Here is a 20,476-nt window from a genome sequence, read left to right on the forward strand (position 1 = left end):
CTGTCACATCGGCCCAACTTGAAACGGCGGGATTCGGTACGGCACGTCGTTCAGCGGGCCTGTCGCCGTTTAGTATCAGAGGTGACGCACCGCCGTTCTGGGCGGTGCCATCTGTGAGTTAGGGGCGGCGTAGGGCACTGTGCTTCCGCCGTATGTGCGGCGATCCCTTTCGGGGCACACAAGGCAAATAGAGCACGTTCAAAGGTAAACGGATCAGCACTTTTGCCTTTGAACGTGCTCCCCGGCTCAGTGCTTCAAAGGCTACGCGGGTAACGTCCAATGGGGCACCGACTGGACATTCGCTGCCGTCCGACCGGTCACGGACTACCAACGAATTGGTACCGAGCTGCCCACGAATCGCTCGCTCCGGCCCGTGAGTACGCTTTCGATGGCAACCGAAACGGGTCTTGGAGATGCTCAGGTGATGTGGTGTAACATGTTGTTGTCAAATCGTTTGTGTTGATGAGATGGCGCAGGGCGTTTGCCTCTCGCCCGGAGCCGCGGATGGCGGACACGCGGTTCGGAATGAGCGCGGTGGTAGTTCGGACTTCCGACAGTGCTGAAACGGGAGCGGGCACAGAGGGAAGACGTTGCGCCAACCGGTTGACCGGTTCGCGGCATCGTGTTTCCTCGCGACAGATGTCGATCAAGCTTGTGTGGTTGAATCAGTAATGCGGGTTAGTTGGCTTTTTAGTTGTGTGGTGTTTTGATTGATCCGTTCGCGGCTGTGCGGGCCGTCGAAAGACGGCCCGGCGGGCGTGTTCTGAGCGGAGGGGCGGGTTTCTCATCAGGTTTTCGGGGGTGAGGTCGAACCGGGTTTCGCGTTTCGTTTCTCATACCCAACTCATTGCGACCGGGTAAACTCAAATATCCGGGTGGGTTGCTCCGGACCGCGAGGGCGAATCGTGCGTGTGCTGCTCGTCGAAGACCATCAGCCGCTTGCCAAGGCGCTGCGCCAGGGCATGGAGGAAGAGGGGTTCGCCGTCGATGTCGCGACCGACGGCGAGGAGGCGGATGTCAAGTGCCGCAGCACCGCGTACGACGTGATCGTGCTCGACGTGATGCTCCCCAAGTTGGACGGCCTGTCGCTGCTCAAGCGGTGGCGCGCGTCCGGGGTTAACACCCACGTTCTGATGCTGACCGCGAAGTCCGAGACGGCCGACAAGGTGACCGGCCTCGACACCGGCGCCGACGACTACCTGAGCAAAGCGAACCTGGACCTGGAGGAGCTGTTCGCCCGCATCCGGGCGCTGATCCGCCGCGGGCACCAGCAGAAGGACCCCGTCCTGCGGTGCTACGACCTCGAGATCGACACCGCGGCGCGCACCGTGCGCCGGGCCGGGCGCTCGATCCACCTCACGCCGCGCGAGTACGCGCTGCTGGAGTTTTTGGCGTTCCACCGCGGCAAGGTGGTGACCCGGAGCATGATCTGGGAGCACCTGTACGACGAGTACGACGAGAACACGTCGAACGTCGTGGACGTGTACATCCGCTACCTGCGAAACAAAGTGGACAAGGAGTTTGATCCGCCCCTCATCCTCACCCGCTGGGGCGAGGGGTACATGCTCCGCGGGGAGGACGACCCGCCGGCGGCGAAGTAAAGGGCAACAGGGAAGGGCGCGACCGCGGGCGGTGGGCCGTCGCCGCATCCGACCGGTCGCGGGCGCCCTCCCGTGCCTTTCCTTATTTACCTTTCGACTCGATTCCCATGCGCTCCATCCGCCGCTCGCTGCTGGGCTACCTGCTGGTGCTCCTCGCGCTCGCGCTGAGCGCGGTGGGGGGGCTCGTGGACCGGTTCGCCAACGCCGCGGTCCGCAACCGCGAGGCGTCGGAGGCCGGGCGCATCGAGCAGGGGTTCAAGCTGAGCGAGCAGAAGGCCAAGGCCCGGGCCGAGGACGCCCGGCGGAAGTTCGACGCGGATCTGCTCGCGGAAGCGAAGGTGCTCTCGAAGGAAGTGCAGTACAAGCTCGCGGCGATTCTGGGCCAGAACGAGCGCCGCCTCACTCCGACCGAGTGGCAAGCGATTCAGGCCGGAGCGTCGATCGCCGCGGCCACCTTCGGCCCGTGGCCCGGGCCGGGACCGGGGGGCGGCCCCCGCCCGGGAGGCGGTGGCGGTGGCGGTTGGAGCGGTGGCGGGAGGTTCGTGGACCCTCCCGCACCGGTGAAAGCGACCGAAGAAGAGGCGCGGGCGTTTCGTGTCCGGGTCGCCCTCTTGGAGGCCGCTGCGGCGTCTTCCGCGCGCTGGGGCACCTGGGCGGTTGTTGCGGCCCTGGACCCCCGCTCGCCGGCCGCCGGGCCGCCCACCGACCCGCGGGCTTTTAACGACCCCCGTCGGTACAACCCGTTCCCCGGTTGGGTCGAGTACGACGGCCCGCGAGCCCTCGCCCGGATCGCGGAGGCGCTGGGCAAGGCGTTCGAGGACGACGACCACCCCGGCGGGTTCCAGATCGCGCTCGCGGGCGGGCCGTTCCGGCGCCCCGCGCAGTTCGTGACGGTCGCATACCCGGCCCGGATCGGGAACGCGCGCGTGGAACTGCCGCTCGACCCCGAATGGCTCCACGCGGACCGGGAAACCGAGCCGAAACTCGACGAGGTGGAGACACCGGAGGGCGTTCTGCGTCGGGTGACGAGCGCGACCAGCCCGAACGGGCGGTCGATGATGTTCGACGTGTGGCTCGCGCCGCCGCCCTGGCCGACCGCAACCCCCGCGCCGTTCCGCGCGGTGCCGCGGGGGCCGCACCTGTCGCTGCGGGTGATCGTTCAACTCGCCCGGGTTCCGGTGGTCCCGAACGACGGGCTCGCGGCGGTCCGCGCCGCTCACGACGTCGAACTGGACCGGGTGCGGACGGAAACGCAGCTCGAGCTGGCGCAGCTTCGCGCCCGGCTGGTCACCATCGGGGCGGTCACGTTCGCCGCGCTGGTGCTCGGCGGGTGGTTCATCGTGGCCCGCGGGCTGTCCCCACTGCACGCCCTCTCCGATGCCGTCAGCCGGGTGTCCGAGAGGGACTTCCGGCTCCCCGTTGGGGCTGAGGAGCTGGGTCGCGAGTTGGCCCCGATTCACGCCCGCATCACCCAGACCCTCACCCTCTTACAGCGTGCCTTCGCACGAGAGAAACAGGCCGTGGCCGACATCTCACACGAGCTGCGCACTCCCATCGCGTCCCTGCTGGCCACGATCGACGTCACGCTGCGCAAGCCCCGCAGCCCGGAGCAGTACCGCACCGCCCTTGAGGAGTGCCGGCTGATCTCCCGCCAGCTCGGGCAGTTGGTCGAGCGGATCATGACGCTCGCCTCGCTCGACGCGGGCAACGATCACACGCAAGTGGTCCGCACGGACGCGGGCGAACTGGCGCGGGGGTGCGCCGCGGTGGTCCGGCCGCTGGCCGCCGCGAACGACGTGACCCTGACCGTGCGCGTGGACGACGAGGTGCGCCTCGACACCGACGCGGGCAAGCTGCGCGAGGTGCTGATGAACCTGCTCCATAACGCGGTGGAGTACAACCGCCCCGACGGGACCATCGAGCTCGTCGCGCGGCGCGACGGCCCGGCGGCGGTGTTCGAGGTGCGCGACACCGGCATCGGGATGACCGCGGACGTGCGGGAGCGGATCTTCGAGCGGTTCTACCGGGCCGACGTGTCGCGCACCGCGACCGGCGTTCACGCCGGGCTGGGGCTGGCGATCGTGAAGGAGTACATGGCCCGGTTGAAAGGAACAATTACGGTGGAGAGCGAGCCCGGCATCGGCACGACGTTCCGGGTCACGCTCCCGGCGAGCCCGGACGAGTCCCCCACACCGGACCACGTTCTGGCACGTGCCGCCGCTTCCGCCGCGTCGTGACTTTCGCCCCGGCGGGTGGTGGGGGGCTGTCGCCCGTTGGACGATCGCCGCTGCTTTCTAGTTTGCGCTGGCGTTGGTTTTCGCCGGTGTTATACTTCCGTAGGTTTGGTGCGCCGAACTCCCGCCACGACTGCCGATCCCGCCTCAACCTGGAGCACTCTTTATGCGGCTCCGCTCGCTGCTCCTCGCAGCCGCCTGTACCCTCGCGCCTGCGTTCGCTCGCGCGGCCGATCTGCCCCCCGCGTCGAAACCGATCGAGGAGGTCATCGACCTGCTCGTCGAGACCGCACTTAATGAGACCGGGATCACTCCGGCTCCGCAAGCGGACGACGCCACCACCATCCGCCGGCTCACGCTCGACCTTGTCGGCCGTATTCCCACGACCGCCGAGGTCGACGCTTACGTCGAGTCCACCGACGCCGACAAGCGGGCGAAGCTCGTGGACCGGCTCATGGCGTCTTCGGGGTTCGTGCGGCACCAGGCGGCCCAATTCGAGGTCATGTTGAACCCCGAAGGGGACCGCCGCGGCGGAGCCGCGCTCCGCGCTTACCTCACGAGCGCCCTCAAAGAGAACAAGCCCTGGAACCAGATCTTTCGTGATGTCATGTTGCCCGATGAGACCGACCCGAAGCTGAAGGGCGCGGCCGAGTTCCTCCGCGGCCGGGTCGGTGACGCGGACAAGCTGACCGCGGATGTGAGCGTGGCGTTCTTCGGCGTGAACGTGAGCTGTGCGCAGTGCCACAACCACCCCAACGTCGAAGCGTGGACCCAGGACCACTTCTACGGCATGAAGGCGTTTCTCGCCCGCACCTTCGATAACGGCGGGTTTCTGGCCGAACGCGGGTACGGGGTTGTCAAGTACAAGCCCACCAAGGGCCCCGAGCGCACCGCAAAGATGATGTTCCTGACGGGCGCCGCCGTCCACGACCCGACCGCCCAGGAGGCGAGCGCCGCCGAGCAGAAGGTCGAGAAAGAGGCCCTCGACAAAGCTAAGGCCGCCAAGACCGCGCCGCCCGCACCGAAATTCAGCGCGCGGGCCAAACTGGTCGAGGTGGCGCTGAAGGGCGAGAACGCGGACTTCTTCGCGCGGTCGATCAGCAACCGGCTGTGGCACCGCTTCCTCGGCACCGGGCTGGTGTCCCCGCTGGACCAGATGCACAGTGAGAACGCGCCGAGTCATCCGGAACTGCTCGCGTGGCTGAGCCGCGACACCGCGGCCCACAACTACGACCTCAAGCGACTGATCCGCGGCATCGTGATGAGCAAAACCTACTCGCGGAGCAGCAAATATGAAGAGTCCGCGAGCGTACCGCCGTTCAAGACCTATGCCGTCGCCCGGCTCAAGCCGTTGACCCCGCTCCAACTCGCGACCTCGCTCAAAATCGCCGCCGCCGACCCATCGAGCTTTGACAAACTGAAGCCGGACGAACTCGAAAAGCGGCTGGAGCAGATCGAATCATCCGCACGCGGATTCGCGGCCATGCTCGCGCAGCCGACGGACAACTTCCAGATCGGCGTGGGCGAGGCCCTGCTGTTCAGCAACGGTGAGCGCGTGATGAAGGAGCTGCTCACCGACGGCGGCGGCTCGGCGCTCGGGCGCACGAAGGGGATGACGGAGCCGAAAGAAGCGGTCGCGTTCCTGATGAAAGCTGCGTACGGCCGCGCCCCAACCGGGGCGGAAGAAGGTGCCTTGGTCGCATACGTCGAGAAGCGGAAGGATCGACCCCACGAGGCCTACAAACAGATTTTGTGGGCGCTCGTAACGGCACCCGAGTTCCGGTTCAGCTACTGACCGCCCGCACCTACTCACCCGGCGGGCGCCCGCCCGCACAGGAGCACTTCGCATGGCCCGGAACACCTTCTGCCGCTCGGCCGCCCACGCCGTCGACCGCCGCGCGTTCCTCGGCGGCGCACTCACCGCCGGTGCGGCTCTGGCGGCGGACATGACGCAGCTCAATGCGCTGGCCGCCGCCGACGTGAACAAGGCGCTGAAAAAGACCCAGAAGCGGGTCATCCTCCTGTGGCTCGCGGGGGGCGCGTCGCAACTCGAGACCTGGGACCCGAAGCCCGGCGCGAGCACCGGCGGGCCGTTCCGTTCCATCCAGACGGACGTGCCCGGCGTGCGCATCTCGGAACTGATGCCGAAGATGGCCGCCCGGATGAAGACCACGTGTGTGATCCGCGGCCTGAACACCAAGAACGGCGACCACGGGTCGGCCGCCGTAACGATGATGAAGGGGCGCCGCGACGAGGCGGCGGTTCGCTACCCGGACCTCGGCGCCGTGGTGGCACGCGAGATGGGCCGCGCGGACAGCAAGGTGCCGGATTACGTCACCTTCTACACCCAGACCGAGGGCCGGGGGATGGCCCCGGGCACCGCCGGGTTCCTCGGTGCTCGTTACGCCCCGATGGAACTGACCACCAACAACTACCCCGAGTTCATCAAGAAGCTGGACGGCATCTCGGACCTGGACCACGTCGAGCGCAGCGAACTCCGTGACCTCCTTGGCAAACAGTTCGGCCAGGGCCGCAGTTCGGAGACGATGAGCAGCCAGAACGAGGCGTACCAGCGGGTCCGTGGGATCATGGCCAGTGAGAAGCTGTTCGACATCACGCAAGAGCCGCAAAAGGTGCGTGATCGGTACGGGCCGACGCAGTTCGCCGAGCAGACGCTTATCGCCCGGCGGTTGGTGGAGGCCGGCGTGCCGTTCGTCCGGGTGGGGCGGGCGTGGTGGGACAGCCACGGGCAGAACTTCGAAACGCACCAGGAGATGGTACCGGAACTCGACCACGTGATGGCCACGCTGCTCGACGATCTGGGCGAGCGCGGGCTGCTGGACGACGTGATGGTCGTCACCCTGGCGGAGTTCGGGCGGACGCCGTCGATCAACGCCAGCCTCGGCCGCGACCACTTCGCGAGCGCCTGGAGCTGTACCGTCTCCGGAGCCGGGATTAAGCGCGGCGCGGTGTATGGCAAGACCGACCCGAAGGGGCAGACGGTGACGGCCGAAGAAGTAGACGCCGGCCGCCTGTTCGCGACGATCTATTCGGCGCTGGGCGTGGACCCCGAGAAGAACTACTACGTGGGCAGCCGCCCGGTGCCGCTGGTGAACCCCGGCGTCCACGCGGTCCAGGACCTGCTCTAGTGAGTACCCCCCGGCCCGGCTTCCACCCCCAACACAGCGCCGACCACATGAACGCTCCCAACCCGGACACACTGAAGCAGGTTAAGGACTTTTCGCGGCCGATCATCACCTTTGCGATTGCCCGTGCCGACAGAGCCGATGTCGCGTACCTCGGTGGGTCGGATTTCAAGGTCTATCGAGCCGATCTAGCGGCCCCAAAGTTCGAGCCGAAGGAACTGTACGCGCACGAGAGCTACGTCACTGGTGTCGCGCTGGCGGGCGCCACGCTCGTCAGCGGCGGTTACGACGGCCGGCTCACCTGGTTCGACATCGCCGCGGGCAAGATCGTCCGCACTCACGACGCTCACGCGAAGTGGGTCCGCAAGGTGGTCGCCTCGCCCGACGGCAAGCTGATCGCGAGTGCCGCCGACGACATGCTCTGTAAGGTGTGGGACGCGAAAACCGGTCAACTCGTTCACACACTGAAGGGGCACAAGGAGAAGACCCCGCACGACTTCGCCTCGATGCTCTACGCCGTCACGTTTTCGAGGGATTCGGCGCTGCTGGCGACGGGCGACAAGGTCGGGCACGTGGTCGTGTGGGACGCGAATACCGGAGCGCAGCTTGGCTCGTGCGAGGCGCCGGTGATGTACACGTGGGACAAGGTGCAACGGCTGCATTCGATCGGGGGCGTGCGGTCGCTTGCGTTTTCGCCCGACGGCAAATCGCTCGCGGTGGGCGGGATGGGCAAAGTTGGGAACATCGACCACCTCGAAGGCAAGGCCCGGGTGGAGGTGTTCGACTGGAAGGCCGGGAAGCAGACCGCGGAGTTCCCGGGCGACAAGTTCGTGGGTCTCGTGAACCGTCTGGCGTGGGCGCCAGACGGCTCGTGGTTGCTCGGCGCCGGCGGCGCAGGTGAGGGATTCCTGTGCTTCTTCGATGTGGGCACGAAGAAGGTACTCCGGCAGGAGAAGTTGCCGATGCACGTCCACGACTTCGCGCTTTCGGCCGCAGGCGACCAGATTACCAGTGCCGGGCACAACCGCATCACGGTTCACCGCTTGGGGGCGTGAGCCTCGCGCTCAGGTCGAAGAGCTTGGTCGCTATTCTGATCGATACTTTGTGATGGTGATGCGGTTACCGATTGCATTGTGTTTCACGTCGTCCATAAACGAGCGGATGAGCAACAACCCGCGTCCGCTCGGGCGGTCGAGGCACTCGGGGGTGGTCGGGTCGGGCAGCGAGGTCGGGTCGAACCCCGGCCCCTCGTCTTCGATCACGAACGTCGCCTTGGCGGGGGTGATCCGGGCGACCACGTGGACCCGCCGCTCGGCGAAGGGCGAGCGGGTGCGGCGCTCGCGGGCGAGCGCCAGGAACGGCTCGTCCCCGTTCTCCTTTAGCTTGGAGCTCACTTCCAGGTTCCCGTGGTAGATCGCGTTGACTAGCGCTTCCTCGAGCGCGATGGCGATCCGGGTGAGCCCGTGCCGGTTGCACACCCCCACCGCGAGCAGGTCGTCGCGCAACTGGGCCACCAGCGGGCCGACCAACCGGGCGTCGTTCTCGAGCTTGAAGCGGCTGATCCGGCCCGTCATGCCGGAGAGCAGGCGCACCCGGTCCGATTCGGCGCGGGCGTTGGTGAGGACACGCTCGAGGATGCGCCCGAGGTCGGTGACCATCGCACGCTTGGGGATGTAGTCGGACGCACCGGCTTTCAGCGCATCGACCGCGGTCTGCTCGTTCCCGTGCCCGGTCATCAGCACCACCGGCACACTCGGGAACCGGTCCCGGATCTGCTCGACGAGCACCAACCCGTCCATTTTGGGCATGTACACGTCGGTGAGCACGAGGCTGGGTGGCGCCTGTTCGATCATCCTGAGCGCCGAGAGGCCGTCGGTGGCCTGGATGATGTTCCACGTCCCGGCCGCGTCGAGCAGCGAGTGGACGATGCGCCGCTGGACGGAGGAATCATCGACCAGCAGGACCGTGGGAGCGTTGTGCGGTGCCGCGGATGGGGTGCTCGGGGCAAAATTGGGTGACGGGGGCGCGTCCAGGGTGGCACCGAATTGGGTGGTCATGGGAGACGCCTCCGCGAAGCCGAACAGTGCCGAGTGAATGCGAGATCGCTTCGAGCGTAGAACAGGGCGAGAAGGGCGCGGGTGCGGGGTGGCGCCCGTGTGCGCGTTTTTCGCACACCACGCGCGCGATTTGCGCTGGTCGCGAAATCGTTCACCCCGGCGTGAGTTGCTGCGGATGGGGGCGCAAACGTTTCGTCCCGTTCGGCCCGGTGGTGCCGGTCGCAGCGTGTATTTTCGCGCCCGCATGAGTACCTACCGAAGGGCACCTCGTGTTCACACGCCGGCTCGTCGGGCGCGTCAATCGACCCTCTTGGGCCTCGTTTCATCGGGCGGTGTACGCCACCGCCGCACGGTTTTGTCCCAACTCGCGGAGAACACGAATCGCCCGTCCGGGGTGAAGCACACGCCCTGAACTCCGTTCTCGTGCCCCTCGAACCGCTTCCACTCTCGACCGGACGCGAGATCCCAGATGCGTACCGTTCTGTCGCAACTCGCGGACGCGACCCGCTTGCCGTCCGGGCTGATCGCGACGTGGTACACGTGTTCCTTGTGCCCACTGAGTCGCTTCCGTTCTCGCCCCGAAGCAATGTCCCACACGCAAACGGTTTTGTCACGCGCGCCGGAGATCGCGGTCTCACCGTCGGCGGTGACCGCGATCGTGTGGACCGCGGTACCACCATGCTTGTTGAATCCGCCGACTACGTCGCCGGTTTGCGCGTCGTACACGGTGACGGCGCCCAGGTCGCTGCCGGCCAGCACATGCGTCCCATCCGGGGTTACCGCTACACTCTCCACCGAAGCTTTTGCGGCCCCGTACTGCTTTAACTCTTGACACGCTGCCAGATCCCAAACGCGGCACGTCTTGTCGGTGCTACCAGAGACCAGCGTTTTACCATCGGCGGTCAGCGCCAGACCCCGGACCGCGGCCGCGTGGCCGTTGAGCTTGGCGAGTTCCCTGCCGGTCTTCAGATCCCACACGCGGATCGTACCGTCGCCGCCCGCGGTCACCGCCTTCGACCCGTCGGGAGTGACGACCGCGCTGCCGACCCATGCCGTGTGCCCTTCAAGCACTCGGAGTGGTTTTCCGGTTGATGCGTCCCAGAGGCGAACCGTGCAGTCGTTGCCCGCCGAGACCAGCATCCGGCCGTCAGGTGTGACGGCCACCGCCGAAACGGCGCCTAAATGGCCCGGTCGTGCGAGTGTGAACAGGTCCGGGGGCGGGTTCTCGATCTCCTTGAGTTGCCCGAATGGTGTCGGCTTTTGGCGACCGGTGGTCCCTGCTGACCCTACGGTGTACCACCTGGCGTCGCCGCGCCGGTCTGCGCGTTTGACCTTGGCGTCCGTTCCGGCCGGCGTATCGTCCTTCTCGCCGCTGTCGCCACACGCCTTGGCGTCTCTGATGTCCGTCGCGGGTGCTGTTTCGGCCGGGGCAACCGCTGGCACTAATCCCATCAGAGTGAGCGCGAACAGAATTGCTGTTGCGCGGGCCGGGATGAGTGGAGCGATCACAATGGGCCTCCGGAAGGGATGGCGGCGGGCCGTACAATGATGCGTGCGACGCCCGCTTTCGATCTGCACGCAAGAAACGGTAGCACGATGTCCGCACGTCCGCGAATCGCGGTCACCATGGGCGATCCGGCCGGGGTCGGCCCGGAACTGTGCCTCCGGCTCGTCCGGAGCGAAGAGGTTCGCGAACTGTGCGAGCCCCTCGTGTACGGTGACCTCGGCTTGTTGCGGCGCGTTGCGGCTCAGTTGAGGTGGCCGGAACCCGATCCGGCCGCCGTTCGCGATCTCACCACATTTGACGGCGGGTGCGACGCGATCGTACCCGGGCACGTGTCCGCGGCGTGCGGGGCCGCGGCTTACCGCTACTTCACCACCGCCATCGACGACGCCCTTGCCGGTCGAATCGACGCCGTCGCGACCGCGCCGCTGCACAAGGAGGCGTTGCACACGGCGGGCTTTCCGTTCCCGGGCCATACTGAAATCCTCGCGACCCGCACGAGCGCCGAGCGGTCGTGCATGATGCTCACCGCGGAGGCGATCACGTGCAGCCTCGTTACGGTCCATGTCGGCTACCGTGAGGTTCCCGGGCTCCTCACCGTCGAGCGCATCTGCGACACGATCGAACTGACCGCGGACGCGATGCGCCGGATCCGCGGGCGCGACCCGCGGCTCCTGGTGTGCGGGCTGAACCCGCACGCCGGCGAACACGGGCTGTTCGGCGACCGCGAGGAGGAGCGGATCATCGTGCCCGCGATCGAGGCGTCACGCGCCAAGGGCATCGACGTGAGCGGCCCGCTCCCGCCCGACACCGCTTTCTTGCCGAAGCACCGTGCGCGGTGCGACGCTTACGTGTGCATGTACCATGACCAAGGGCTGATACCGCTGAAGGCGCTCGCGTTCGAGGAGGCCGTCAACGTAACGCTGGGGCTACCGATCGTGCGCACCAGTGTCGATCACGGCACGGCGTTCGACATCGCGTGGCAGGGCGTCGCGGACGTTTCCAGTTTAATTCAGGCGGTCAAACTGGCCGTGAAGCTGTGCCGCGCGGTTTGAGCGGAACGCCGCTCCCTACTCATCAGATGGCAGCGACGACCGGTGCGGAGGGAAGCTGTCCCAATTGCCGACCGTAGCCAAGGCGCATCTAAATATCTCACATTGGTTTGCAGCCGCGGCTGCGCCCGACAGGGCACTCCGTGCCATTTGAACTTTAGACGCAACACGCGCCCGAAATGTCGCTCAACGTTCCGATTGGCTCCTTTCAACCGATGTAACCGATACAATTGGAACGCTCTTTGGCGTCACCGCACCGCCGCCAACGTGCCACTTCGAAGCCACTTTTTTGCCATCAGTTGTGGTAGCTTCGCGGCACTGGCGGTGCGAGGCACGTCTTCCGGCTTCGGAAACGTGAACTCGTGGGTTCGTGCATCGGGCTCGTGAACCTGCCCTACCTGTCGGGCGGTCCCTTTCGACGTAACATGCTCTCTGCGACGCCCGGGAGGTTCCGGCTGTATGTCCGGGTGCCACGGGCGCCGCGCACGAAAAGGCATCTCCATCATGGCGACCGAAGCGGAACTCAAGGCGGCGAGCGAAAAGTACATCCCCAAGGACTACGACCCGGCGCTGTACAAGCTCCGGCACTCGCTGGCGCACGTGCTGGCGCAGGCGGTGGTCGAGAAGTTCCCGCAAGCCAAGCCCACCATCGGGCCGCCCAACGAGTACGGCTTCTACTACGACTTCGACCTCGACGTGAACCCGACCGAGGGCGAGTTGGAGTGGATCGCCAACCGGATGAAGCAGATCATCAAGGGCAAGCACGCCTTCAAGGTGCGCGAGATCAGCGCCGACGAGGGGCGCGCGCTGTTCAAGGACAACCCGTACAAGCTCGAACTGATCGACGGCCTCACCAAGGGGCAGGACGAGTACGGGAACGCCTCCGCCGCCGCGCCGGTGCTCACCGTCTACCAGCAGGACACCTTCGTCGACCTGTGCCGCGGCCCGCACGTCGAAGCCACCAACGACCTGGACCCGAAGGGCTTCAAGATCCAGCAGGTGACCGGTTCGTACTGGCGCGGGGACAGCAAGAATAAGTCCCTCAAGCGGTTCCACGCGACCGCGTGGGCGTCGGGCGACGACCTCAAAGCCCACCTCGCGCGGCTCGAAGAGGCGGCCAAACGCGACCACCGCAAGGTGGGCCGCGAGCTGGAACTCTTCGCCAACGAGCCGGTGTTCGGCTCGGGCTTCCCGATGCTGCTCCCGAAGGGCGCGACCATCCGCCGGCTGCTCGAAACCTTCATCACCGACTACGAGCGCCGGGCGGGGTACCTGCACGTCTTCACCCCGGACATCGCGAAGAAAGAGCTGTACAAGATCTCGGGCCACTGGGACCACTACAAGGACAGCATGTTCCCGCCGATGGACATGGGGGAGGGCGGGAACGACGACGAGGAGCTGTGCCTGCGGCCGATGTGTTGCCCGCACCACATCCAGGTGTACAAGAGCAAGGCCCGCAGCTACCGCGACCTGCCGATCCGGATCGCGGAACTGGGCAACATGTACCGGTTCGAGCGCAGCGGCGTGGTCGGCGGGCTGTCGCGCGTCCGGTGCATGACCCTCAACGACGCGCACCTGTTCGTGCGCCCGGACCAGGTGAAGCACGAGATCGCGGGCGTGCTTCAGTTGATGAAGCGCGCCTACGCGGACCTGGGCATCACCGAGTACCGGTTCCGGCTGTCGAAGAACGCGGACCCGGACGGCCCGCCGTCGGACAAGTACGTGGACAACCCGGCCATGTGGGAGAGCAGCACCAAGATGCTGCGCGAGGTGCTGCAAGAGAGCGGGATGCCGTTCTTCGAGGCGTGGAACGAGGCCGCGTTCTACGGCCCGAAGATCGACGTGCAGGTGAAGGACGTGATGGGCCGCGAGGAGACGCTCAGCACCATCCAGGCCGACCAGCACCTGCCGGCCAAGTTCGAGTTGGAGTACAAGGACAGCGACGACACCCCCAAGCGCCCGGTGATGATCCACCGCGGCGTGATCTCCACGATGGAGCGGATGATGTCGTACCTGATCGAGCTGTATGCCGGTGCGTTCCCGGTATGGCTGTCGCCGGTACAGGTCGCGATCGTGCCCATCGCGGACCGGCACTTCGAGTTCGCGCAGAAACTCGGGAACGAGTTGCTCGACAAGGACTACCGCGTGGACGTGGACCTGCGCGAGCGCCGGATGCAGGCCAAGATCGCGGAAGCCGAGGCCCAAAAGGTCCCCTACATTCTCGTGGTCGGCGACAAGGACGTTGAGGCGGGCGCGGTGAGCGTGCGGCTGCGCGGCAAGGTCGATCTGGGCCAGAAGCCGGTCGCGGAGTTCGTCGCGATGCTCGAAGCAGTGGTGAAGTCGCGCACGCTGAAACTGCTGCCGTAGGAACGTATCCGGTCGAACCGCCTATGAGGACTTCTGGTCAAAAGTCCGCTCGTTGAATGTCGTAACGTCACAAATTCAGTAAGGGCAAAGTCTCGTGACTTTATGACTTGCTGACCTGACGACTTCTGACCGGTAGTCCTAAGCCTGATACCCTTCATTAAGGGTGAGGTTTGCGTCTCCTCGGGTTGTGATTGCAAGACGGCCGTGCAACCACAACCCGCGGAGGCCGCGTCGCTTTCCGTGCCCGGTGCTTACCCAGCAGAAGCTTCGACCTGTTGCATAGGGCGGAGTGGGCGAGCGCTTGGGGGGCACCTCGCGTGAGAGAGTGGCGAGTACGGCGCCGGCGCGAGTGCGGCAAACACGTCTGACAAGTGGGTTACAGTGCTTGTAGGCCGGGGCCACAGCCGTCGGCGCTGAGCTGGTGAGGCCCGCGATCGTGTGGGGCCGGGGACTGGTTCCTTTCGGGTTCGCATCACACTTCGATGCGGAGGCACCCGCCGCCTCGTCCCGACACATCTGGAATGCTGCTTCGGCGGCGATGAGGCGCTTCCACGGGTACGGGGACCGCCGGTCGTCGCGGAAGAATGCTTCTGCTGTCGCATTGTCGTTAGTTCGGTAGTGCAATTTGTTGTTCAAGGTAGGCGCTAGGAAGATCACGTTAGAGGCAGATTGATTTGTCTTGGGTAATGAGCGTCGGCGCGATGGCACTCCGTGCATCGCTGTATCGAGCTGGCCATCATCGAACGCCGCCTGAGTAAAGGTGAACACTTTTCACTTCCTGCGGGCACTACCATACGGAGTGCTGATCCTCGCGGGAGTGTCCACCGATGGCCACGGCAGGTGTGGGCGACTTTCTTCAACATCTGACGCGCGGCATGGCGGCGGAACTTCTCGGCGTCGAGTCCGACCGCCAACTCGTCGAGCGGGTGCTTGCCACCCGTGACGAGTCGGCCCTCCTGACCATCTTGCTCCGCCACGGGGCGCTGGTTTACCACGTCTGCCGCCGCGTGTTGCGACACCCACAAGACGCCGAGGACGCCTTCCAGGCCACCTTTCTGGTGCTCGCTCAGGAACTACACACTCTGCGCAAACGCAACTCGCTGGCCGGTTGGCTTCACGGGGTGGCCCTCCGCGTCTCCCGCAAAGCCAGGGGCCGCGCCGCGGCCCGACAGCGCCGGGAAGCCGGTGCCGCCCGGCCCGAGGCCGTGCCGCCGGACGATCTCACGTGGGGCGAGGTCCGTTCGACCCTGGACGATGAGCTGAGTCGCCTGCCGGACAAGTGGCGGCTGCCACTGATTTTGTGTTACCTGGAAGGCCAAACGCAGGATAAGGCGGCCGATCAGCTCGGCTGGAGCAAGAGCACACTCCGGCGGCGGTTAGAGCAGGCATGCGAGGCTCTGGGCAGCCGGCTGAAGGGTCGCGGTATCACTTGGTCGGCGGTGCTGCCCGCCGCCCTAGCATCCGACGGTCCGAAGGCGACCGCGATGTCCCTGGCCTGCCTGGATTCGACGGCCGCGGCGGCGCTCGCGGTGGTCAACGGTAAGTCCGTGGCGCTGGCCGCGTCGGCCAGGGTTGCCGTTCTGACGGAAGGAGTGCTGAAAACCATTCACGTAACGAAAATCGGGGTCGTCGCCGGCGCGCTGATTGTACTCACCCTGGTGGCGACGGCGGTCGGTGGACATTTCTACGCCGCCCACGCGGCGCAGGTGGAAGTCCAACCGGAGGACGGTCCGGCCCGACCGGTGGGATTGTTCCCCCTGCCGGAAAGGACTTCTGCGCGGGCCGAAAAACCGGAACCGCTCACCCTCAAGGGGCATACCGGTGAGGTCCAGAGCGTCTGCTTCAGCCCCGACGGCAAACGAGTCGTCACGGGTGGAGGGGATTGGTCTCTGGCGGCGGGCGCTGGATCTGGCGGGGCCGGGGAAATTCCGCCCGGTCCAGGCGAGGTGAAAGTGTGGGACGCGGAGAAGGGGACCGAACTTCTCGCCCTCAAGGGGCACACCGGCATGGTGCAGAGCGTCTGCTTTAGCCCCGACGGCAAGCGAATCGCCAGCGCCGACGCTTCCACGGATCACACGGTTCGGGTGTGGGACGCGGAGAAGGGGCAGGAGCTCTTCACCCTCAAGGGGCAGCACCCACATGGCGGTAGCGTCTGCTTCAGCCCCGACGGCAAGCGAATCGCCACGATCAGCTCCGAGCACGTCAAGGTGTGGGACGCGGGGAAGGGACAGGAACGCCTCACACTCAAGGCGGATGTCATACCAAACGGCAGCGTCTGCTTCAGCCCCGACGGCAAACGGATCGCGAGTGTCTACCCGTGGAGTTCAGGTGGCGTAACGGAGCGTGCGAAGATCAAGGTGTGGGACGCGGAGAAGGGGCAGGAACTCCTCACGATCAAAACGCCACACACCTCCGGCACCGGTAGTGTCTGCTTCAGCCCCGACGGCAAGCGAATCGCCAGCGCCGGCCTGGACAAGACGGTTCGGGTGTGGGACGCGGAGAAGGGGCAAGAACTCCTGGCACTCGAAGGGCATACCGGTGAGGTCCAGAGCGTCTGCTTCAGCCCCGACGGCAAGCACCTGGCCAGTGCCAGTTGGGACAAGACGGTGAAGGTGTGGGATGCGGGGAAGGGACGGGAACTCCTCACCCTCAAGGGACATACCGGTCTGGTGAGGAGCGTCTGCTTCAGCCCCGACGGCAAACGCCTGGCCAGCGCTTCTGACGACAAGACGGTGAAGGTGTGGTCTCTGGACAAGGAGAAGTGAGAACCGGACGCAAGGGAAGGATAAGGGACGAGTCGGGCACGGTGGCATCCGCCGAGAAAAGGAACGGATACCATCCACGATGAATCACCCGTCGATCATGTGATCCGCCGGGGCGATACCGTACACGGACTGACGCGCGGCCGGCCCGCCGGTGTTCCGCTGGGCCAGTAGGTTCGCGAACGTGAGCGTGTCGGACATGCCGGTGATTGGGAACAGGCCGCATCGGGCACTGCGAGGCGTTCGACAGTTTGACGTTGGTGCGTGGCATCTAAGCAGGCGGCCGTGGTTGCGCTGCGCGTTTTGACGAGCCGCGGCCGCCCGGGAGCGGGTGACGTATCCCGCTCCCGGGCGGTCGCGGCTCGTTTTCAAACGTTACAACCAGCCACGGGTAAGTGCTTAGAGTCCCGGCGGCGCGCCCGGAGCGACCGCCGATATTCGGAAGACAGCGCCGCGAACGATTTGGTTCGTTCGCAGCCTTTTTGGCCCGTTTCGGGTGCTGGAGGGGAGTAAATCGCCGGCGCTCGGCGTTACAGAACTGGCGGGCCGGCCGCGGGGCGCCGGCCCGCATCTCGACTTCCGGAGGACGGTACCGATGACGACCCCTCAACCGTGCGCCCGGTGCGGCAACGAGATCCCGGCGGAGCGCCTTCAGGCGCTCCCCGAGACGCAGGTGTGCGTGGCGTGCAGCCGCGCGATGGGCGGTGAGTTCACGGTGTACTTAACGCCCGAACGCATCAGCAAGGAAGGGAGTCTGAAGAAGAACTACGGCGGCTACACCACCCGCAAGGTGCGCAAGCCCATCAAGCCCGCGGGCGGCGAGTAACGTCGCGGCCGGTCAGCCGACGGACACGAAGTTGGTGTTGAGCCGGTCGATGCTCCCGCTGATCGGGAGCTTGACACCGGTTCGCCCGTTGTACGATCCGTAGATCGAGGACTCGCCGGCGATGATGTCGGCCAGTCCGTCCCCGTCGGCGTCGACGGCCGCCAAGGCGACGAACGCAACGGTCGGAGTCGTGCGGGTGTCGAGGAAGCTGAGCGACTCGGCGTTGGTCTTGCCGTCGAACACCTTGATGTGTCCGACGGCAGGCGCGCCGGTGATGATGTCCGCGAACCCGTCTCCGTTCACGTCGCCCGCAGCCACCAGCGCCGGCCCGGTGTACCCCGAGTACGCCAAGAAGCTGCGCACTTCGACGTTGGTCTTGCCGTCGAACACCTTCACGTGGCCGTTGATACCGGCTCCTGTGATGATGTCCGCGATCCCGTCCCCGGTCACGTCCGCCGCGGCCACGTCCACCGCGCCGGGGAAGCCGGGGTACGCCAGGAACGAGCGGAGTTCAGCTCCGGTCGCCCCGTCGAACACCTTCACGTGCGCGTTAATATCGGCCCCAACGATGATGTCCGCGACTCCATCACCGTTCACATCACCCGCGGCCACGCGCACCGCCCCGGGATACCCGGGGTACGCCAGGAACGAGCGGAGTTCAGCTCCGGTCGCTCCGTCCAGCACCTTGACGTGCCCGTTCACCGACGCGCCGACGATCACGTCCCGAATGCCGTCGCGGTTGACATCCCCGAGGGCGACGGACAACGGTCCGTTGAACCCGGCGAACGGTACGAACGACGTCCGGAACCCGGTCGGCAGGACTTCGCTCGAGTTTGCCGCGGAGATGTTCACCGTCGTCTGTTGGGGAGAGGCGAACTGTGAGGCGGGCTGGGCCGACGCGACCAGCGTTCCGTCGTCATCGAAGATCGAAGCGGTGGCCGACACCGACGTACCGAGTGTCGCCCCTCCGGTCGGGTTCGACAGGGTGAACGTCGCGGTCTCGGTCTGCTCCTTGCGCGTGTCGTCAGTGACCGGGACGGTAACGACCTTCGTCACCTCTCCGGGGGCGAACGTCACGGTGAACGGCCCGGCTGCGAAGTCGGTTCCAGAAATCGCGGTGCCGCCGGTCGCGGTAAGCGTGGCCGATACTATGCCGTCGGAGCCGTCGGTGCGAACGACGGTCACGTTGATGGCGGCACCGGGAGTCTCAAACGCATTGCTTGCGAACGAGATCTCCAGCACCCCGGCCGCGGGTACCGTCCGGTCCTCGAACGATTCGCAGTTGAGCCGGGCGCGCAAAGAGAAAGGAATAAGAGACATTCGGACAATCTCCTGATACGTTGGCCCGCCGAAGCCGCCATTCATCACGCGGGTAAAGTCTAATTTTGTAACTGCTTGTGGCAACGTCTCGGACCGAAACCGTCGGCTCGCGCTCGGCCTAGCGCTCATAGGGCCTTGCCCGCGGCGGGGCGCCCAAGAACTGTTCCGGGACTTCTTCGGCCAACACCTCTCTGTGGGTGCCGTCCACAACATCGTCCATTCGGCCGTCGAACCGGCCCGCCAACTCAACGCCCGATGTGACCGGCCACCGGTCCGCATCGGGGCCTACGACGAGATCTTCTGGCACGGGCGACCGGTGCTCGTCGGGGGCGATGTGAGCTCCACGTTCTGCTACCGACGGTTCGGACGCAGCGAGCACCCCGAGCGTGTGGACAAGAGTTGGATCCCGTTGCTCGCCGGACGCTTCCATCCGCACTGGGTCGAATTGCTCGGCTACCAACGGTTCACACGTAACTGAACACCCCCACACGTGCGTGCGACGGGCCTCGAGACACGCGGCCACGTCCTCCCACCCGCGTGTTACCCAAAGTGGCACTTATTAAACCAGGCCGAACAACCTGACGGAAAACCTAGGGAACGGCGCAGCAGGGACATCACACCTACTGGCAACGTTATGCGTAAAATGCAAGAAAAGGCCGCAAGATATTGACAATAACAAAATTCCGTGAGACTATCTCTGCACATTTATCAATCACGCGAGCCCCGCGACCGTTCCTCCCTGCTGGAGGCAATGCATGCGTTGCTCGGCAATGTATCTGTTGGCGATATGTGTCCTGACCGTCTGTTGGGCCGTCTCCGGACAGGCCTGTTGGAGTAGAGACACTGAGGTGCTGAGTGCGTCCGAGTCGGCCCGGGTCACGGGTCGGGCACGCGACTGCACTAGTAAGCTTCTTGAGAGGTTGTGTAATGATACGGGCAATACGGTTTGCAAGGATCGCACCGAGGCGAAGTGTAGTAGCGACTGCGACGGGTGTTCGGAAACGACGAAGTTGACGAAGCGCTGCACCTACACGAATAGCGAAAGATTTGATTTGTTCGACTGTAAAATCAAATCTACCAACGGTATGGGATGTGGAGACTAACGGCTGAACATGCGGTGCGTTTGGGTACCGTTGTCGCGCATTGCGAGTGCAAGGGCGACAAAAAGGTAAGTTGGTGCGCGCAAGATGTGGCTGATTTCGGATCGAACGACTGCACCAAAGTTGCAGTCGCGGTTGCGGAACAGAGTTAGAAGCCTTTCCGCCAAGGAGGTCCGTTCCAGAGGCCGCAAATCCTGCCAATCGCCCATTGAATCGTCAATTCATTCGGTTTACAGGGGCGGATGGTAGGTTCTGTCTGGCGGTCCGCCGCCGGCCCGAAGGCCGGTCGGTGCCGTACCGGTCCTCTTACCCTCACGCCCGATTCTACTATGACACGAATTCGTTACCCGTTCTCGTCGCTTTGCAGCGCGATTCTGGTCCTCGCGGTAGGGCCGCCAGCTCGGGCTGCGGATCCGACCCCCGCGCAGTTCATAGACCTGCTCGATGCAGCCACGAGTGAAATTCGCTCTTACGATTTGAAAATCAAGTTTAAACAAGAAACATTGC

At 65.4% G+C, this 20,476-nt stretch carries 13 protein-coding genes; 10 read left to right on the top strand and 3 right to left on the bottom strand.

Annotated elements, in window-relative coordinates; all coding sequences use genetic code 11:
- The first annotated feature begins 905 nt into the window (after positions 1-905).
- The 5 genes from R5W23_RS17765 (at position 906) to R5W23_RS17785 (ending at position 8,036) form a co-directional block, all read left to right on the top strand.
- Positions 906-1,601, top strand: coding sequence for a response regulator transcription factor (locus tag R5W23_RS17765; RefSeq protein ID WP_261188593.1), 696 nt, complete (start codon positions 906-908; stop codon positions 1,599-1,601).
- A 107-nt stretch (positions 1,602-1,708) separates the two neighbouring features.
- Entirely contained in the window at positions 1,709-3,838 is a 2,130-nt protein-coding gene (locus tag R5W23_RS17770; protein ID WP_320687446.1) for a sensor histidine kinase, read from the top strand.
- A 163-nt stretch (positions 3,839-4,001) separates the two neighbouring features.
- The gene (locus tag R5W23_RS17775) at positions 4,002-5,630 is read left to right on the top strand and encodes a DUF1549 domain-containing protein (RefSeq protein WP_320687447.1); all 1,629 of its coding nucleotides are present in this window, start codon (positions 4,002-4,004) and stop codon (positions 5,628-5,630) included.
- A gap of 52 nt (positions 5,631-5,682) precedes the next feature.
- Positions 5,683-6,984: a DUF1501 domain-containing protein gene (locus R5W23_RS17780; protein ID WP_320687448.1), complete on the top strand. Its 1,302-nt coding sequence runs from the start codon at positions 5,683-5,685 to the stop codon at positions 6,982-6,984.
- A gap of 47 nt (positions 6,985-7,031) precedes the next feature.
- Entirely contained in the window at positions 7,032-8,036 is a 1,005-nt protein-coding gene (locus tag R5W23_RS17785) for a WD40 repeat domain-containing protein (RefSeq protein WP_320687449.1), read from the top strand.
- 30 nt (positions 8,037-8,066) lie between these two features.
- On the opposite strand, the gene R5W23_RS17790 is transcribed toward R5W23_RS17785, so the two are convergent.
- Both R5W23_RS17790 and R5W23_RS17795 read right to left on the bottom strand, forming a co-directional pair.
- Positions 8,067-9,038: an ATP-binding response regulator gene (locus R5W23_RS17790; protein WP_320687450.1), complete on the bottom strand. Its 972-nt coding sequence runs from the start codon at positions 9,036-9,038 to the stop codon at positions 8,067-8,069.
- 297 nt (positions 9,039-9,335) lie between these two features.
- A complete protein-coding gene (locus R5W23_RS17795; RefSeq protein ID WP_320687451.1) occupies positions 9,336-10,547 on the bottom strand; it encodes a WD40 repeat domain-containing protein in 1,212 nt (403 codons plus the stop codon).
- A gap of 87 nt (positions 10,548-10,634) precedes the next feature.
- Between R5W23_RS17795 and pdxA the strand changes: the two genes are divergently transcribed.
- The 4 genes from pdxA (at position 10,635) to R5W23_RS17815 (ending at position 17,549) form a co-directional block, all read left to right on the top strand.
- A complete protein-coding gene (pdxA, locus tag R5W23_RS17800) occupies positions 10,635-11,597 on the top strand; it encodes a 4-hydroxythreonine-4-phosphate dehydrogenase PdxA (RefSeq protein WP_320687452.1) in 963 nt (320 codons plus the stop codon).
- A 501-nt stretch (positions 11,598-12,098) separates the two neighbouring features.
- The gene (gene thrS / locus R5W23_RS17805; RefSeq protein WP_320687453.1) at positions 12,099-13,961 is read left to right on the top strand and encodes a threonine--tRNA ligase; all 1,863 of its coding nucleotides are present in this window, start codon (positions 12,099-12,101) and stop codon (positions 13,959-13,961) included.
- 827 nt (positions 13,962-14,788) lie between these two features.
- Complete coding sequence (locus R5W23_RS17810) at positions 14,789-16,726, top strand: sigma-70 family RNA polymerase sigma factor (RefSeq protein WP_320687454.1); 1,938 nt, start codon at positions 14,789-14,791, stop codon at positions 16,724-16,726.
- 592 nt (positions 16,727-17,318) lie between these two features.
- Positions 17,319-17,549: a TraR/DksA family transcriptional regulator gene (locus tag R5W23_RS17815; protein WP_320687455.1), complete on the top strand. Its 231-nt coding sequence runs from the start codon at positions 17,319-17,321 to the stop codon at positions 17,547-17,549.
- Between the two features lie 12 nt (positions 17,550-17,561).
- On the opposite strand, the gene R5W23_RS17820 is transcribed toward R5W23_RS17815, so the two are convergent.
- The gene (locus tag R5W23_RS17820; protein WP_320687456.1) at positions 17,562-18,869 is read right to left on the bottom strand and encodes an FG-GAP-like repeat-containing protein; all 1,308 of its coding nucleotides are present in this window, start codon (positions 18,867-18,869) and stop codon (positions 17,562-17,564) included.
- Between the two features lie 193 nt (positions 18,870-19,062).
- On the opposite strand from R5W23_RS17820, the gene R5W23_RS17825 reads away from it, so the two are divergent.
- Complete coding sequence (locus R5W23_RS17825; RefSeq protein WP_320687457.1) at positions 19,063-19,347, top strand: hypothetical protein; 285 nt, start codon at positions 19,063-19,065, stop codon at positions 19,345-19,347.
- Positions 19,348-20,476: the final 1,129 nt, after the last annotated feature.

This window comes from Gemmata algarum, from assembly GCF_034097035.1.
Taxonomy (GTDB): Bacteria; Planctomycetota; Planctomycetia; order Gemmatales; family Gemmataceae; genus Gemmata; species Gemmata algarum.

What these genes read in the sequence shown, in the direction of transcription:
- R5W23_RS17770 (WP_320687446.1), top strand. Translation starts at nt 1,709, where the DNA reads ATGCGCTCCATCCGCCGCTCGCTGCTGGGCTACCTGCTGGTGCTCCTC.
- R5W23_RS17790 (WP_320687450.1), bottom strand. Translation starts at nt 9,038, where the DNA reads ATGACCACCCAATTCGGTGCCACCCTGGACGCGCCCCCGTCACCCAAT.
- R5W23_RS17780 (WP_320687448.1), top strand. Translation starts at nt 5,683, where the DNA reads ATGGCCCGGAACACCTTCTGCCGCTCGGCCGCCCACGCCGTCGACCGC.
- R5W23_RS17785 (WP_320687449.1), top strand. Translation starts at nt 7,032, where the DNA reads ATGAACGCTCCCAACCCGGACACACTGAAGCAGGTTAAGGACTTTTCG.
- R5W23_RS17820 (WP_320687456.1), bottom strand. Translation starts at nt 18,869, where the DNA reads ATGTCTCTTATTCCTTTCTCTTTGCGCGCCCGGCTCAACTGCGAATCG.
- pdxA (WP_320687452.1), top strand. Translation starts at nt 10,635, where the DNA reads ATGTCCGCACGTCCGCGAATCGCGGTCACCATGGGCGATCCGGCCGGG.
- R5W23_RS17810 (WP_320687454.1), top strand. Translation starts at nt 14,789, where the DNA reads ATGGCCACGGCAGGTGTGGGCGACTTTCTTCAACATCTGACGCGCGGC.
- R5W23_RS17775 (WP_320687447.1), top strand. Translation starts at nt 4,002, where the DNA reads ATGCGGCTCCGCTCGCTGCTCCTCGCAGCCGCCTGTACCCTCGCGCCT.
- thrS (WP_320687453.1), top strand. Translation starts at nt 12,099, where the DNA reads ATGGCGACCGAAGCGGAACTCAAGGCGGCGAGCGAAAAGTACATCCCC.
- R5W23_RS17815 (WP_320687455.1), top strand. Translation starts at nt 17,319, where the DNA reads ATGACGACCCCTCAACCGTGCGCCCGGTGCGGCAACGAGATCCCGGCG.